This window comes from Leyella stercorea (assembly GCF_019052365.1).
Taxonomy (GTDB): domain Bacteria; phylum Bacteroidota; class Bacteroidia; order Bacteroidales; family Bacteroidaceae; genus Prevotella.
Genome location: NZ_JAHQUY010000066.1, coordinates 1 through 17,053 on the forward strand (window position 1 = coordinate 1; position 17,053 = coordinate 17,053).

General features: G+C 53.6%; 14 protein-coding genes. 10 read left to right on the forward strand and 4 right to left on the reverse strand.

Going from position 1 to position 17,053, the window contains the following annotated elements; genetic code table 11:
* Positions 1–273: 273 nt before the first annotated feature.
* Positions 274–981 (reverse strand): thiamine diphosphokinase, encoded by a 708-nt coding sequence (locus tag KTQ90_RS10530; RefSeq protein ID WP_217318391.1) that lies wholly within the window; start codon positions 979–981, stop codon positions 274–276.
* A 158-nt stretch (positions 982–1,139) separates the two neighbouring features.
* Between KTQ90_RS10530 and KTQ90_RS10535 the strand changes: the two genes are divergently transcribed.
* Positions 1,140–1,895 (forward strand): four helix bundle suffix domain-containing protein, encoded by a 756-nt coding sequence (locus tag KTQ90_RS10535; RefSeq protein WP_022158269.1) that lies wholly within the window; start codon positions 1,140–1,142, stop codon positions 1,893–1,895.
* Positions 1,896–2,036: 141 nt separating this feature from the next.
* On the opposite strand, the gene pnuC is transcribed toward KTQ90_RS10535, so the two are convergent.
* Complete coding sequence (gene pnuC / locus KTQ90_RS10540) at positions 2,037–2,741, reverse strand: nicotinamide riboside transporter PnuC (RefSeq protein WP_217318392.1); 705 nt, start codon at positions 2,739–2,741, stop codon at positions 2,037–2,039.
* 305 nt (positions 2,742–3,046) lie between these two features.
* Positions 3,047–5,422: a TonB-dependent receptor gene (locus KTQ90_RS10545; RefSeq protein ID WP_217318393.1), complete on the reverse strand. Its 2,376-nt coding sequence runs from the start codon at positions 5,420–5,422 to the stop codon at positions 3,047–3,049.
* Between the two features lie 217 nt (positions 5,423–5,639).
* Here KTQ90_RS10545 and KTQ90_RS10550 point away from each other — a divergent pair, with 217 nt between their 5' ends.
* The 9 genes from KTQ90_RS10550 to mfd all read left to right on the forward strand — a co-directional run bounded on the left by KTQ90_RS10550 (position 5,640) and on the right by mfd (position 16,053).
* Positions 5,640–5,969, forward strand: coding sequence for an FtsB family cell division protein (locus KTQ90_RS10550; RefSeq protein WP_022158266.1), 330 nt, complete (start codon positions 5,640–5,642; stop codon positions 5,967–5,969).
* Entirely contained in the window at positions 5,969–6,430 is a 462-nt protein-coding gene (locus tag KTQ90_RS10555; RefSeq protein ID WP_217318394.1) for a hypothetical protein, read from the forward strand. Before KTQ90_RS10550 ends, KTQ90_RS10555 begins: the two co-directional genes overlap by 1 nt.
* A gap of 45 nt (positions 6,431–6,475) precedes the next feature.
* The gene (locus tag KTQ90_RS10560; protein ID WP_217318402.1) at positions 6,476–7,267 is read left to right on the forward strand and encodes a DUF4369 domain-containing protein; all 792 of its coding nucleotides are present in this window, start codon (positions 6,476–6,478) and stop codon (positions 7,265–7,267) included.
* A gap of 38 nt (positions 7,268–7,305) precedes the next feature.
* On the forward strand, positions 7,306–8,631 hold the full coding sequence (locus KTQ90_RS10565) for a dihydroorotase (RefSeq protein ID WP_217318395.1): 1,326 nt from the start codon (positions 7,306–7,308) through the stop codon (positions 8,629–8,631).
* Positions 8,632–8,679: 48 nt separating this feature from the next.
* A complete protein-coding gene (locus KTQ90_RS10570) occupies positions 8,680–9,480 on the forward strand; it encodes a vitamin B12 dependent-methionine synthase activation domain-containing protein (protein WP_217318396.1) in 801 nt (266 codons plus the stop codon).
* Between the two features lie 97 nt (positions 9,481–9,577).
* The gene (locus KTQ90_RS10575) at positions 9,578–10,741 is read left to right on the forward strand and encodes a metallophosphoesterase (RefSeq protein ID WP_217318397.1); all 1,164 of its coding nucleotides are present in this window, start codon (positions 9,578–9,580) and stop codon (positions 10,739–10,741) included.
* A gap of 6 nt (positions 10,742–10,747) precedes the next feature.
* A complete protein-coding gene (locus KTQ90_RS10580; RefSeq protein WP_217318398.1) occupies positions 10,748–11,506 on the forward strand; it encodes a lysophospholipid acyltransferase family protein in 759 nt (252 codons plus the stop codon).
* Positions 11,507–11,658: 152 nt separating this feature from the next.
* A complete protein-coding gene (locus KTQ90_RS10585) occupies positions 11,659–12,408 on the forward strand; it encodes a polyprenol monophosphomannose synthase (protein ID WP_217318399.1) in 750 nt (249 codons plus the stop codon).
* An 18-nt stretch (positions 12,409–12,426) separates the two neighbouring features.
* On the forward strand, positions 12,427–16,053 hold the full coding sequence (gene mfd / locus KTQ90_RS10590; protein ID WP_217318400.1) for a transcription-repair coupling factor: 3,627 nt from the start codon (positions 12,427–12,429) through the stop codon (positions 16,051–16,053).
* Between the two features lie 81 nt (positions 16,054–16,134).
* On the opposite strand, the gene KTQ90_RS10595 is transcribed toward mfd, so the two are convergent.
* Positions 16,135–16,863: a hypothetical protein gene (locus tag KTQ90_RS10595; protein WP_217318401.1), complete on the reverse strand. Its 729-nt coding sequence runs from the start codon at positions 16,861–16,863 to the stop codon at positions 16,135–16,137.
* Positions 16,864–17,053 lie beyond the last annotated feature (190 nt).

Sequence of the window (17,053 nt, forward strand, 5' to 3'; positions counted from 1 at the left end):
TGTGCAACTTTTTACTCATATTTATCAACTTAAATTAATTCCGCCAACGGGTAATGTTTTTATAACTTCCAAACATTTCTCAAGAAAACTTCACGTATTTAACGTTATTCAACATATTTCATAATTAAACACAAAATGTCGCCTAAAGTGAATTTTCACACGAAAATTGACACTTGTAGCGACATTCTGCAATTAAAATAACTTATTTTACTTTCACACGCCGATTTGCGTTTTGATTACGCACTGCGAGGTGTTAATATGTCAAAAAATAGGCTACAATTTGTAAGCAGCATACACTATGTAGTTTCCGTCGCCACGCAACGTGACGCTCTCGCCAAACGCCTCGTTGAGCGTACCCTGCCAGAATGCGGAGAAGGCGTATGGCTGCCAGCGCAGTCCGTCGCCGTCGATCTGCGTGCATGAGAGATTGAAGATGCTTATCTGCTGTCCGGCGAAAGTTCTTATTGCGGTTTCGCCAGCAGCCGGGATGAACACACCGTAGTCGGTGAGCATCAGGGCGTCTACATGCAGTTCGCGGCGGTAGAAGTCGAGCAGCGAGATGTTGCCCAGCGTGTGATCCTCGCGCTTGCCCGTTGCTCCGACGTAGGCAATGCGGCGGCAACCGCGCTCCGTGCAGAACCGCGTAGCCTTCGTGAGGTCGTTGTAGTCCTGCTCCTCCACCTTATATATAATGTCTGTATGCTCCGCACGAAACTCCGCCGACATCGAGTCGCAGTCGCCCACTATAGCCGTCGGCTTGTAGCCACGGCGTACGAGTTCCTCGCCTGCCGAATCGCATGCCACAAGCATCCGTACACGCTCCATCACGGCAAGCGGAACATGGTGCGTAGGGAAGTCGCCGCCGGCTACTATCACGGCGTCGAAGGCGTCGGGCTGGAGCGACGCAAGAAATTCTGTGTTGTCCGAAGTGGCAGTCGCCGAATCAGAAGTAGCCTTTATTGTGTCTGAAGGATTGTCCATAATTATCGTGTATTTCTCAGCCGACGTTATCTGCCGGCTGAACATGTATGTTTCGACGGACAAAAGTACGAAATAAATGTGAATTTGTTATGGATACGCTTGTGCCTCTTTACATTTTTCTTTAAATTTGCGACAGACAATCAAACTATTAACCCGCTATGGCTGAAGACCCGAACACTCTACACGTACTGAATCAGCAGCGCAACTGGGACACGCTCTACTTCTACCAGAAGTCGGATGTGGTGTATCAGCTGGCATTCGCTTTCTGCGACCGCTTCATTCATTTATACAAAGACCGAACACGCGACCAGGTGATTCAGGCGGCACGCTCCTGCAAGCAGAACATCGTCGAGGGTTTGGCTGACGGTGTAGCATCGACGGAGATGCAGCTGAAGCTGCTCAACGTGGCACGCGCCTCGCTGAAGGAGTTGCGCGAAGACTTCGAGGACTATATCAAGTCGCGCCACCTGCAGTTCTACGTTGCCGGCGACCAGCGCTACACCGATATGCTCGACTACTGCCGCCACCACAACCGCCTGCCCGACTACGCTCCGTTCTTCCAGCAGTGGAGCGACGAACAGATGTGCAACTACGCCATCACGCTCTGCCATTTCATCGACAAGATGATGATGTCGTTTCTGAAGAAGCTTGAGCAGGAGTTCATCACCGAGGGTGGCATCAAGGAGCGCATGCACCGCGCCCGCACCGCCTACCGACAGCAGCAGGACGCACGCCTGAAGCAGCTGGAGGAGGAGCTGCCACGCCTGAAGCAGGCTCTTGCCGAAGCGCAGGCGGAGGCTGCGAAATGGAAGGCAGCCTTCGAGGATATAAAGCAAAGAGCGCTGAAGGCGTATTATAGGCAGGAGGCAGAGATAAAAGGGCTGAAGGAAAAGCTCAAAGGCTTTGAAAGCTAGGGGAGCTAGGAGCTCTAGGCTTTCTAGGCTTTCTAGAACCCTAGCCAACCCAGACCCCCTAACCAACCCAGCCCCATAGCCAGCCCAGCCCCCTCAAAAACAAAAAGGATGCCCCAGGTTTCCCTGGAGCATCCAGATGAGTTATGCCTTTTTCGCAAGGCCCTTCCACTTTATGTATCCCATGACCGCTATCACGACATACAGGCCGTACAACCCAGCCTTGAATGGTATGCCTTTCACCACATACAGATAGCAGCAGACCACGTCTACGGCTATCCAGAACAGCCACTGCTCTACGTACTTGCGCGCCAAAGCCCACAAGCCGACAAAGCTGAGAGCGTTGGTGAACGCGTCGAGCAAGGGCACGGTGCTGTTGGTGTAAGCCACGAGAACGTAATAGGTAGCAGCCCATGCGAGGAGGAAGAAGCCGAGCGTGCGCAGGATAAGGCGGCGCGGGAAGAACGTTATCGGAAGCTCTTCGGAAGAACCGCCTGCAGCATACACTGCTTTATCTGAGCCTGCAACATCTACTGCTTTATCTGAGCCATCGGCGTCAAGAGCTTTATCTGAGCCAGTTGCCCCCGAAGCCTTACGCTTCAGCATCCGCTTCCATTTCGCTCCGAACTTCCACACGGCGTAGCCGTATATCGCAGCCAGCGTGTAGTAGACAGCCATGCCAGCGTCGCCGTAGAGTCCGTGGCTCCAGTAGAGGTAGATGTCCATGGCGGGCATCACGATGCCCACTACCCAAAGCGCTATGCTCGCACGATATTCGAGGACAAGATAGATTAGCCCGAGTATTGTCGTTACAATGTCGAGCCAATGAGTGGAGAGAAATTCAGTCATAACAATTTAAAAAAACAGCCCCTCCCGACCTCCCCATCGGGGAGGAGAGAGAGGATTGAATTATTAATTACAAAAATGTATCACTTTGCCCTGCAACCTTTTAAAAAAGAAACAAAGCATGTATCACTCTGCCCTGCAACCTTTTAAAAAAGAAACAAAGCATGTATCACTCTGCCATGCAACCTTTTTAAAAAGAGACAAAGCATGTATCACTCTGCCATGCAACCTTTTTAAAAAAGAAGCAAAGCATGTATCACTCTGCCATGCGCCCCTCCCCGACGGGGAGGGATGGGGAGGGGCTTTTTTTAGAACTTCAGCGTTACGGTTCCGAGGCAGTTGAAGCCAGCCATCGGGATGTAAGCCACGGTAGAGTTGCGCTTGTTGTTGTTATACCAGTCGTAGTAGACGTAGCCAGACGCAGCGTAGTGGCGGTCGAAGATATTGTTGAAGTCGGCACCAAGCACCACCTGCTTCAAGCCGAGCACACGCTTAGCGAAGTTGAACGTGTACGAAGCGTTGACGTTGGTCTGCGAGTAGCACGGCAGCGAGCGCTCAGAGCTCTCGGTGTTGTCGAGATACTGCTTGCTCACGAAGTTGGTGTGCCATGTAGCGCGGAAGCCAGCGAAGTGAACGTCGACGAAGCCGTTGAGGATAGCCGACGGCGAGAATGCTATGGTAGAGCTCTTGTATGTGTTCCATACAGCAGGACCGTCCCAGCTTTCCACACACTCCTTGAAGTTCTTCAGACGGTTGCGGCTCAGAGCGGCGTTGCCCTCAAGAGAGAGCCAAGACAGCGGGCTCCAGCCTGCAGACACCTCAGCACCGAGACGGTAAGAGTCCTTGATGTTGCGTGTCAGCGACTCGCCGATGTCGCTCTTCTCGCCGGTCATTACGAACTGGTTGACGTACTTCATATAGTAGAAGTTGACACCGGCGAACCAGTTCTCGCCCTGATACTGATAGCCCCACTCCAAGTCGAGCAGACGCTCCGGCGACGGATTGCCGTAGCCGATGTTGTCGGTGAAGTTGTTACGCTCGGGCTCGCGGTTGGCGTAAGCGATAGAAGCGTAAGCCTTGTGTCCGTTGGCGTCGTAGCTGATGCCAGCCTTCGGGTTCACGAAGAAGTAGTTCTCGTTGATGTCGATGCTCTGGTTCTTGTAGTTGCCGTCGGCGCCCTGCTCGAAGTGGTCGTTGAGTCCGTCGGTGTTATAGTTGACGTAGCGCATCTGCATGTCGAGGAACCAGTTCCAGCCGTTGCCGAACTTGCGGTTAGCCTTGAAGAACCAGCTCCAGTCGTTCTTGTTGGCGTCCGAGTCGTAGTACTTGTATCTGCCGTCGGTGAAGTATTTCTTCTCAAGAGCCTCGTCAGCGATGTACGTCACCTTGCCCCAGTGGTTGCAACGGAAGAGCTGCATGCTGAAGCCGCCCATTACGTCCCACAGAGCGTCCTTGTAGTTGACGTTGTAGAGAGCGCCGTAGTTGTTCTGTGTAAGGCCCTTCTTGCGTATAGCGTCCGACTTTACGGGCTTCAGCTCGCCATTCTTCTCGTACATCTCGTTGATGCCGAACTTAGAAGCCAGCTTTGTGTCTTTCTTGAACTCGGTGTAGTAGCCGTAGCCGTATGTGTAGTGAGCCGTTACGGAGTGGCTCCAGCGCATGTCGGCAGGCTGCCAGGTGAAGTTGAGTATGTTGTGGCTCTGCTCGAAGTTGTCGGTAGTCTGCTTCCAGTACGATCCGTCGCGCATCTTGTAGCGTTCTGTGGTGAGCGGCTTTGTAGGATCGGCAGCCCAGTTGTCGTCCATCGGTATTACAAGTTCCTCGTAGAGCGAGTTGAACTTGCCCAGTCCGTGTTTCCACATATCCTTATAGCTGTTGATGCCCCACGCCTTGAGGTCGGTATCGCCGTCGTAGTTGCACGCCGCAACGCCGTTCCACGCCTGACCCGTGTGCTCGAAGTTGCCGATGTTCTTGTACGACAGTTTGAAGCGGTCGCCGAGCCAAGTGAGTCCGCCGTAGTAAGAGCCAGAGCGTCCGCCTGTGCCGTGGATGTATCCGTCGGTGTTGGTCTCGTGATAAGCGCCGTCGATGATGAAGTGGTCGGCAAGCAGACCTGTAGAGAAGTTGCCTCCGACGCGATAGGTGTTGAACGAACCGTAAGAACCCGTCACCTCTACGGTAGGTTTAAGCGACGGAGCGGCTGTAGCGAGCGACACCGAACCGCCGAAGGCTCCGTCGCCGTTGGTAGACGCACCCACGCCACGCTGTATCTGCGCGCTGCCCATAAGAGCAGCGTAGCTGTTCATATTAGCCCAGAACACGCACTGGTCTTCGGGCGAGTTGAGAGGCACACCATCTACCGTGACGTTGATGCGGCTGTCAGCAGCGCCACGCATACGCATATAGACGGTGCCGGTGCCCACGCCGTTCTCGCTCCACGCGAGCACACCCGGTGTGCGGGCGAAGAGCCAAGGCAGCTCCTTGCCTGAAGAGGCAAAGCGCTCGAGCTCGGTCTTCTTGATATTCTCTACTGCAAACGGTGAACTCTTCGGGGCTCTCACAGCCTTCACTACCACCTCGTTGAGGTTGTTCACACGGGTAGTGTCGAGCTTGGTCTGCTCGCCGGCGGCTTGCGAAGGGCAAGCACACGCTGCAGCCAAGGCTACTCCAATGAATTTCTTCATATTACTTACTATTGATGTTGTTATTCCTGATTTTTGAACCGATGCAAAGTTAACTATTTTTTGCATATCCAAACAATCCGTTTATATAATAAACCCTAAAAAATGGGCGCAGCAGTCGAAATATGAAAAATTTGTAGTAAGTTTGCATGTAATAAAGACTAGTCTGCAGCGACTGACGTGTCTTTACCAGTAATACATTATATATAATAAAGGACAAATGGGGCGTTTGAAACTCATTCTGGCTCTAATAAGCCACTATAAATATGCCATCACTATAATCATCGGTATTCTTACCGTAGGTTTCGTCGACGAGAACAGCTTTCTTCACCGCTTCCAGCTCGAAATGCAGATAAACGACCTGGAGGAGGAGATAGACAAGTACAACGCGCAGAACGAAAGCGACCTGAAAAAGCTTAAGGATATGCGAAAAGGTACGCAGGAGTTCCAGAAGATTGCTCGCGAACGCTACTTCATGAAAGCCGACGACGAGGATATCTATGTGCTCAGCGATGACCCCAAGCCCGAACAAGCTAAAGAAGAACAATAATGAAACAACTAAATACACTACAAAGCGCGCTTTTCCTCACGGGAGGCATACTGATGGTAATCGGAGCCGGATGCTTCGTGTTCATGTTCGCACAGCAGATTGTCTGCTGGATATACCTGCTGGGTGCACTGCTCTTCGCAGCAATGCAGGTGAACCAGGCGTATGAAGGACAGAACCCCACCATCAAGCGACTGAAGAAGATAATGACCTTCGCCGACATCTTCTTCGTGCTGGCAGGTCTGCTCATGGTAGACAGCGCAAACATGTGGCTCAGAGACTCGTTCTCCGACCCCGTGACATATTTCAACCTCATTTACAACAAGTGGGTGATGCTGCTGCTCGCAGCCGCCATCCTCGAGATGTACTCTATGCACCGCATCGCGTCGGAGCTGAAGAAGGAGGAAGCAAAGGAAGACGCCGAAGAGAAGCAGGAAGAGGCTTCCGCTACAGACAAAGAATAAAAGAAGACAACAAGAAACCAACATTTTTTTTTAAAACCAAAGATGATGAAGAAGCTACTCTACGCTTTACTCGGTATAATAACACTGGCATCGTGCTCCAGCTCGTACAACATTCAGGGATCGTCGAACGTGTCTACGCTCGACGGACGCATGCTCTACCTGAAGGTGCTTAGCAACAACGACTTCAAGAAGATCGACTCATGCGACGTGGTACACGGCCAGTTCCAGTTCTGCGGAACGTTCGACACGGTACGACTCGCCAATATCTTCATGGACGACGAGAGCATACTGCCGCTCGTGATAGAAAGTGGCGACATCACCATCAAGCTCGACAACACTCAGCAGATCGTTAGCGGCACTCCACTCAACGACGAGCTGTTCAAGTTCTTCAACAAGTACAACCAACTGAAGAACCAAGAGGTCGAACTGCTGCACACGCACGACCGCGCCATCATGGACGGAAGCGACATGGACGCCGTGACACGCAAACTCAACGACGAGGCGATGCGACTCACCGCCGAAGAGGACAAGCTCGTCACAACGTTCGTCACCGAGAACTTCGACAACGTGCTCGGACCGGGCGTGTTCTTCATGATGACTATCGGCTACCGCTACCCCGAACTCACACCGTGGATAGAGGACATCATGAGCAAGGCTACAGACAAGTTCAAGAACGACCCGTACGTGAAGGACTTCTATCAGAAGGCGCTCGAGAATCAGGCTATCATGAACGGCATGAAGGACATGAACACAGCGCCTGCCGGCGCAGCGCCCGCACAGCCGATGCCCGACGGACCGACGCCTAACCAACTGGCGCAGCCTGCTGCTGCCGAGTAACAGCGCTAAACACGATAAATAACTATCATCCAAGATATATGAAGACATTAGTATTTGGTGGTAAGCTGGTCAACGAGGGAGCTACTCGCGTAGCATCCGTCGTTGTCGACGGCGACACCATTACAGACATTATAGAAGGTACAGAAACACCTCGTGGCGACTACGACAACATCGTGGATGCCACGGGGTGTTTTATTATGCCTGGAGTTATCGACTGCCACGTCCACTTCCGCGACCCCGGTCTTACAGAGAAGGCGGACATGGAGACAGAGAGCCGCGCTGCGGCTTACGGCGGAGTGACAACCTACTTCGACATGCCGAACACGAAGCCGCAGACCACGACACTCGAGGCGCTCAACGCAAAGATGAACGACGCCCGAAACAAGTCGCACGTCAACTACGGCTTCTTCATCGGAGCCACCAACGACAACATCGACTGCGTGACTGCCATCGACCCGCACCTCGTGCCCGGCATCAAGCTGTTCATGGGTTCGTCTACGGGCAATATGCTCGTAGACCGTCAGGATATACTGCATGAGCTGTTCGAGAAGGCGAAACTGCCTATCATGGCTCACTGCGAGGACACCGACATCATCAACCGCAACATGAAGCGCGCGCAGGAGCTGTACGGCGACGACCCTGCCGTAGAGCATCATCCGGAGATTCGCTCGGAGGAAGCCTGCTACGAATCGACAAAGCGCGCCGTAGCCCTGGCAGAAGAAACCGGCGCCCGTCTGCATGTGGCTCACATGACCACGGAGCGCGAGCTGCAGCTGTTCGGCACTTCGCCACGCATCACGGCTGAAGCTGTGATAGCCCACCTCGTGTTCACACAGGACGACTATGCGCGTCTCGGAACACGCATCAAGTGCAATCCTGCTATCAAGACAGCAACCGACCGCAACGCTCTACGCCACGCTCTCACCGACGGACGCATAACGACCATCGGCACCGACCACGCGCCACATCTGCTTAAGGACAAGGAGGGCGGCTGCGCACGCGCCGCTTCGGGTATGCCTATGGTGCAGTTCTCGCTCGTTACGATGCTCGAACTTGTGGACGAAGGCGTACTCAGCATGGAGCGTCTCGTGGAGCTAATGGCGCACAACCCCGCAAAGCTCTTCGAGGTATCGAAGCGAGGCTTTGTGCGTAAGGGCTACAAGGCAGACCTCGTGATTGTAAGACCCGACGCTCCGTGGACCGTTACTAAGGAGACTATACAGAGCAAGTGCGGATGGAGTCCGATGGAGGGTCACACCTACCAGTGGCAGGTGCGCACTACGATGTGCAACGGACACATTATATATAATAATTGGGCATTCGACTCGGCGAGTCGCGGTGAGGCTGTACGCTTCAGAGAGTAGGTTCAAGCAGGATTTATATAAATAGAAAAACAATTCAGGTAACTAACGATGTTGAAATACACCGACTACAACATCTCTACGCTGCGCCCGTACATCAACTGGATATACTTCTTCTTCGCCTGGGGACTGTCGGGCAAGCCGCAGGAGGCGAAGGACAAGATGCGGGCGGAGGCTGAACAGATGCTCGACCGCTTGGAGAAGCGCTACAGAACGCACGCTGCTTTCGGGTTGTTCGACGCCAACAGCGACAGCGACGATATCCTTATCGGCGATGTGCGCATGCCTATGCTGCGCCAACAGCATCCTACTCGGAAGGGCGAACCTAACCTTTCGCTCGCCGACTTCATACGTCCGCTGTCTTCGGGCGTGAAAGACCGCATCGGAGTGTTCGCCACAACGGTCGACTTGGCGTTGGAGCACGACTTTCTTGCCGACGACTACCAGCGTATGCTGGCGCAGACACTCGCCGACCGACTCGCTGAAGCCACGGCTGAGGTGTTTCACATGGAGGTGAGACGGGCGATTTGGGGATATGCTCCCGACGAGAATCTGTCGGTAGCCGAACTCTTGCGCGAGGACTTCCAAGGCATTCGTCCGGCTGTGGGCTATCCGTCGATGCCCGACACAAGCGTCAACTTCATCATCGACCGGCTTATCGACCTCAAGCGGATTGGCATCCGGCTCACAGAGAGTGGCGCCATGAAGCCTCATGCGTCGGTTTCGGGACTGATGTTCGCACACCCGAAGGCGCACTACTTCGAGCTTGGACGCATCGGCGAAGACCAACTGCGCGATTATGCCCGACGACGCGGACTGCCGGTTGAACTGATTCGCCGATTCTTGAAGTAGAATGCAGGACAACGGTTCGGTCCGAACTGTTATAAATTCAATAGAAACGGTTGCGGGTTCAATAGTAACGAAGCAATCGAAAGTAAAGTTTAAAACAATGATAGCAAGAATATCAATACTCATACTGCTGCTCACGCTGCTGCCCGACCTGTACATCTACATGCGCTATCTGCGCCAACGCAGAGACATAACGCTGTGGATGCGCCTGTTGTGGTGGGTGCCGGGAGCCGCTATGCTTGCATGCACAGCTGCCTACTCTATGATGCGCAACTTCGCGCCGAATAACCTCACGTTCTTCAACGTGTATCTGTTCATGATAGGTCTGCTCATCGTGCCGAAGGTGATTTTCACCCTGGCTTCGCTTGCAGGCATGGCTGTGAAGCGACTGCTGAAGCAGCGCAAGAACTGGGGCAACCACACAGGATTGGTTCTTGTGCTCGGATGGTTATACGTGTTGTTCATGGGAACGATGGTAGGACCCGACCAGCTGCACGTGAAGCGCGTCACACTCGAGTTCGACAACCTGCCGCAAGCCTTCAACGGCTACCGCATAGTGCAGATCTCGGACATGCACCTCGGCTCGATGAAGCAGGAGTTCGCACGGCGCATAGTGGCGCAGGTGAACGAACTGCATCCCGACGCGCTGCTCTTCACGGGCGACTTGCTCAACATGCGTCCGCAGGAGGCTGTGAGCTTCACGGCCACGCTGATACATCTGCATCCTGTCGACGGCATCTTCTCGGTTCTCGGCAACCACGACTACGCCGACTACGTGAAGACTGCCACCGCAGAGCAGAGAAGTGAAATGGAACGCCTGACGCGCTCGCTGGAAGGTTCGATGAACTGGGACTTGCTGCTCAACGAACGCCGCATACTGCGCCGCGGAGCCGACTCTATAGTGATAGCAGGAACTGAGAACGACGGACGCCCGCCGTTCCCTGCGAAGGCAGATTATCGCAAGGCGCTGCACGGCATATCGCCGAAGTCGTTCGTCATCATGATGCAGCACGACCCGTCGGCTTGGCGCCGACACATTCTGCCGCAGTGCAACGCGCAACTTACGCTGAGCGGACATACGCACGGCGGACAGCTCTCGTTGTTCGGCTGGCGACCAACAAGCATCGTGAACACAGAAGATGCCGGACTCTACAAAGAGGGCAACCGCTATCTGTATGTGTCTACAGGCGTTGGCGCCTTCATACCATTCCGCTTCCACATGAAGCCGGAGGTTGTGGAAATCACGTTAAAAGTAAAAAAGTAAAAAGCAATGAAATATCTGTATCGTACATACCAACTCCTGATAGCTCTTCCCTTGATAGCTATCTATACCGTCATAACAAGTCTGATGGTGATAATAGGTTGCTCATTGGGCAACGGCCACTTCTGGGGCTACTATCCTGGCAAGTGGTGGGCACAGTTCATCATACGCATACTCATGCTGCCGGTGAAGGTTGAAGGACGCGAGAATCTTGTGAAAGGACAGTCGTACGTGTTCGTAGCCAACCACCAGGGAGCGTTCGACATCTTCCTCATCTACGGCTTCCTGTGCCGCAACTTCAAGTGGATGATGAAGCGCCAGCTACGCCAGATGCCGTTCGTAGGCAAGGCGTGCGAGGCTGCTCACCACATCTTCGTAGACAAGCGCGGCGCAAGCAAGATACGCGCCACATACGACAGCGCACGACAGACGCTGCAGGGCGGCATGTCGCTCGTTGTATTCCCCGAGGGAGCGCGCACGTTCACCGGACACATGGGCGTATTCAAGCGTGGCGCATTCATGCTCGCCGACGACATCGAACTGCCCGTAGTGCCGCTCACCATCAACGGCTCGTTCGACGTCATGCCTCGTACACGCGACATGAAGTGGGTGGTATGGCATCCGCTGCGCCTCACTATCCACAAACCGATACAGCCTATTGGCAAGAGTGCAGACAACATCAAGTATCTTGAAGAGGAGAGCTACAAGGTGGTGATGAGCGGACTTGAGGAGAAATATCAAGGTTTTGTAGAGAATCCCGACCAGTAACACGCATAAAAACACGTTTTTTAACGCAACAAGCGCACTTGTGTCGAATACATTTCGTACATTTGCATTTTAGTTGACCAGTTGACAAGTAAACGAGTTACAAGTAGACGAGTTACGAGTTGACAATGTAAAACCATTTCAACAGCAAGACTATGAACAAAAGCGACAGTATCGTAATCATACCGACATATAACGAGAAGGAGAACATCGAGAAGATAATACGCGCGGTGTTCGCACTTGAGAAGTGTTTCCACATTCTTGTAATCGACGACGGCAGTCCCGACGGCACCGCAGCCATCGTGAAGCGCCTCATCAGCGACGAGTTCGCCGACCGCCTCTTCATCCTCGAGCGTAGCGGCAAGCTGGGCCTCGGCACAGCCTACATCACAGGCTTCAAGTGGGCGCTTGAGCACGGCTACGACTACATCTTCGAGATGGACGCCGACTTCTCTCACGACCCCAACGACCTGCCGCGCCTCTACAGCGCCTGCCACGACGAGGGCTACGACGTGGCTATCGGTTCGCGCTACGTGAGCGGCGTGAACGTTGTCAACTGGCCTATCGGCCGCGTGCTTATGAGCTACTTCGCTTCGAAGTACGTGCGCATGGTTACGGGCTTCAAGGTGCACGACACCACAGCCGGCTTCAAGTGCTACCGCCGCTGCGTGCTCTCGTCTATCGACCTCGACAAGATCCGCTTCAAGGGCTACGCCTTCCAGATAGAGATGAAGTTCACGGCTTACAAGATGGGCTACAAGATAAAGGAGGTGCCGGTAATCTTCGTCAACCGTCGCGAGGGCGTTAGCAAGATGAGCGGCGGCATCTTCGGCGAAGCCTTCTTCGGCGTGATGCGACTCAGATGGGACGGCTGGTTCAGAAAGTATCCTGAGGCGAAACACTAAACCACCCACCCTATTCCTATGGAAATAAGAGAAATCAGTAATGTATATACAGCCCTGCCTCAGTGCGGGGCTTTTTTGAAAGCAATCAGCGACGAGTCGGTGAGGCATGTATTCCTTAGTGGACTACTTGCCTCATCGGCTCCTGTGTTTTTCTCAGCCGTAGCCGAACGAGTTAACGGGAAGAAAAACTCAAAACTCAAAACTCAAAATTGCGACGCTCCGTCGCAACAATTCAAAACTCAAAACTCAAAACTCAAAACTCTCACTGCCGTTTTCGTTCTGCAAGACAACGAGGAGGCAGGCTACTTCTACCACGACCTCACGCAGATACTCGGTACCGAGAACGTGCTGTTCTTCCCGTCGTCGTACCGTCGTGCGGTGAAGTACGGACAGCGCGACGCCGCCAACGAGATATTGCGCACCGAGACGCTGAGCCGGCTCTCTGCACAGACAGCCGGCGACGCCTTGTATGTCGTCACCTGTCCCGAGGCGCTCAGCGAACTTGTGGTGTCGAAGCGCCGCCTCGACGAGCGCACCATCAACATTGCCGTGGGCGACATCATCGACTTTGCCGACCTTGGACGCAAGATGCGCGAGTTCGGCTTCAAGGAGGTCGACTATGTGTACGAGCCGGGGCAGTTCGCCATGCGCGGAAGCATCATCGACGTCTACTCTTACTCGTCGGAGCTGCCGTTCCGCATCGACTTCTTCGGCGACGAGGTAGATACTATACGCACGTTCGAGGTGGCAGACCAGCTCTCGAAGGACTCGAAACAGCAGGTGTGCATCGTGCCCGAACTGGCGCAGCTCACAGAAGAAAAGCAACCATTCACATCGCTTCTGCCCGAAGACGCTCTGCTCGTGATGAAAGACCGTCTCTACCTTTGTTCTACCATCGAGAAGATATACAACGACGGCTTCTCGCAGCAGGCCATGACCGAGCGCTTGGAGGGAGCTACAGAGGTAGAGCAGGAGCAGATAATGCGCGACATGCGCAAGGAGAACCACCTCGTGTCGCCGTCTAAATTCCGCGAGGAGATATGCCGCTTCCGCCTCGTTGAGTTCGGCGCACAGCCTTCGGGCACGCCGCAGGTGTCTATCGAGTTTCACATCTCGCCGCAGCCACTTTTCCACAAGAACTTCAGTCTGCTCACTCAGACGCTCGACGACTATCTCTTGCAGGGCTACCGGCTCTACATCCTCGCCGACTCGGAGAAGCAGACGCAGCGCCTGCGCGATATTTTCGACAGTGAGGAGTTGCAGCAGATGCGCAGAAACAAGGATCACTCTCTATCTGCAAATCATAACTCTCAACTCCCAACTCTCAACTCTCAACTGAGCAACTCTCAACTGAGCAACTCCTCATCGGCGGAGTCGACAATTCAAAACTCAAAATTCAAAACTCAAAACTCGAATCTCCCCTTCACCCCCGTCAACCGCACTCTGCACGAGGGTTTCGCCGACAACGATCTGCGTCTGTGCTTCTTCACCGACCATCAGATATTCGACCGCTTCCACAAGTACAACCTTAAGTCGGACGCAGCCCGCACGGGCAAGATGGCGCTCACGATGAAGGAGTTGCAGGAGATGGAGCCGGGCGACTTCATCGTGCACGTCGACTTCGGCATCGGCAAGTTCGGCGGCTTGGTGCGTGTGCCTGTGGGCGACTCCTACCAGGAGATGATACGCCTCTACTATCAGCGCGGCGACATCGTCGATGTGTCTATCCACTCGCTCTACAAGATATCGAAGTACCGCCGCAGCGACACGGGCGAACCGCCCCGACTCAGCACGCTCGGCACCGGCGCATGGGAGAAGCTGAAGGAGCGCACGAAGAAACGCATCAAGGACATTGCGCGCGACCTCATCAAGCTATACGCCAAGCGGCGCCACGAGAAAGGCTTCGCCTATTCAGCCGACTCGTACCTGCAGAACGAGCTTGAGGCGTCGTTCCTCTACGAGGACACGCCCGACCAGCAGCGCGCCACGCACGACGTGAAAGCCGACATGGAGTCTGCCCGACCGATGGACCGCCTTGTGTGTGGCGACGTGGGGTTCGGCAAGACCGAAGTGGCGATACGTGCGGCGTTCAAGGCGGCGTGCGACTCGAAGCAGGTGGCGGTGCTCGTGCCTACAACGGTGCTCGCCTTCCAGCACTACAAGACTTTCTCAGACCGTCTGAAGAACATGCCGGTGCGTGTCGACTATCTCTCGCGTGCCCGCACGGCGAAGCAGACACGCGAGGTGCTTGCCGACCTTAAGGCGGGCAAGATAGACATACTCGTGGGTACGCACAAGCTGATAGGAAAGACTGTGGAGTGGCACGACCTCGGACTGCTCATCATCGACGAGGAACAGAAGTTCGGCGTGTCTACAAAGGAGAAGCTGCGCAAGCTGAAGACCAATGTCGACACGCTCACGATGTCGGCTACGCCTATACCGCGCACGCTGCAGTTCTCGCTGATGGGCGCTCGCGACATGAGCATCATGCGCACGCCACCGCCCAACCGCTACCCCGTGCAGACCGAACTGGGCGTATACGGACATGAGATAATAGCTGACGCCATCAACTTCGAGATGTCGCGCAACGGACAGGTGTTCTTCGTGAACGACCGTATCAACAACCTGCCCGAGATTGCTGCGCTCATAAAGAAATACGTGCCCGACGCGCGTGTGGCTATCGGACACGGACAGATGTCGCCCGAGGAGCTTGAGAAGATTCTTATCGGCTTCATGAACTACGACTACGACGTGCTGCTCTCTACGACCATCGTCGAGAACGGCATCGACATAAGCAACGCCAACACAATCATCATCAACGACGCCCACCGCTTCGGACTCTCCGACCTTCACCAGATGCGCGGTCGCGTGGGACGTTCCAACCGCAAGGCGTTCTGCTACCTGCTTGCACCGCCTAAATCGGTGCTCACGCCCGAGGCACGACGCCGCCTTGAGGCTTTGGAGAACTTCTCCGAACTGGGCAGCGGCTTCAACCTCGCCATGCAAGACCTCGACATCCGCGGTGCGGGCAACCTGCTTGGCGCCGAGCAGAGCGGATTCATGGAGGATCTTGGCTACGAGACTTATCAGAAGATTCTCAACCAGGCTGTCACCGAACTGAAGAACGACGAGTTCGCCGATATGTATGCCGAGGAGATGGCTGCTGGCAACCATCTCACGGGCGACGCCTTCGTAGAGGACTGCGCCGTGGAGAGCGACCTCGAGATGTACTTCCCCGACACTTACGTGCCGGGAAGTGCGGAGCGTATGCTGCTCTACCGCGAACTCGACAACATCAGCGACGATGCTGCGCTCGACGCCTACCGCCAGCGACTCATCGACCGCTTCGGCGCTATGCCTCACGAGGGCGAAGAGCTGCTGCAGGTGGTGCCGCTGCGCCGCTACGGCAAGAGTCTCGGCTGCGAGAAGATTATTCTGAAGCAGGGCCGCATGCAGATGCAGTTCGTGAGCAACCCCAACTCTGCCTACTACAAGAGTGCTACATTTGGCAAGGTTCTCAACTACATCGCTGCCAACGCACGCCGCTGCGACCTCAAGGAAGTGAGGGGCAAGCGCTATATGGTGGTGAACGGTGTGCCTACCGTGGGCGAAGCGGTGAAAGTGCTTTTAAAGGTAAAAGAGTAAAAAAGTAAAAGCGTCACCACTTGGCTTTTGCCATAGTAGGTGACGCTTTTACGTTTATATACAATACTCTCACGTTACGCTTTAATGCGCTATGTATTTGCGCTTGTTCTGTATATACATGCCCTTTTCAGGTTTCGCAATCTTCACACCCGAAATGCTATACACATCAGCGTTCTTCTGGTCCTCAGCAGTTACGTTTTCGATGCCGGTCGTTGTGTTATAGAAGTCGTCTTTGGTGAATATCAATTCGCCGTTGTCGTAACACTCTACCATATAGTCTTCCAGGATATAGGGCGGCGCCAATTCGATTCCCATTTCCGGTATAATCTCAAATGCGTTTCTGCAGCCTATGCCTTCAACCCAAACGTAGCCATTCAGCACAAGGCGTCTGTACTGGCGGTTTTTCGCCTCAAACGTTTCTTCATTTGTAACTACAAATTCAGGATTGCCGGTAACGCAATCGCCTTCATGCAGACTGAAATCAAGATACAGAACATCTCCTTCTTCGTGGTAGCTGTACACCTTACGATCTTTTTCTATTGCAGCGAAGTACGTGCATCTGCTTTCTCCCGACGGAACATCCTGGGTATACTCCCTGCACATCTTCTTGTATGCGACACCGTTTATAAGACTGTCGCCCACCACCTTTATGGTGTATGTCCATTCTCCGTTCGGATCCCAATCTACATCCGACAATGCCACTCTACGAAAACAATGCCATTCCTTGCCGTCGGTCAGCATCGGACGGTATTCTTGTGCTTCTGCAAATGAAACCAAAAGCAAAAACATTATTGTTAAAACTTTTCTCATACTTATATGTTTTTATTATTATTTATTTTCTTAATTGTATAGAATCAGTAAGTTTTCCATTAACAAACATAGATACAATATGAACTCCATTTTTAAATTCTGAGGCATCGTCTGTTATTGACGAATTCTCCTTTGATATCGTATATGTTTTCTCCTTATCGCCATTTGTATTCGATATTATTACATTTGC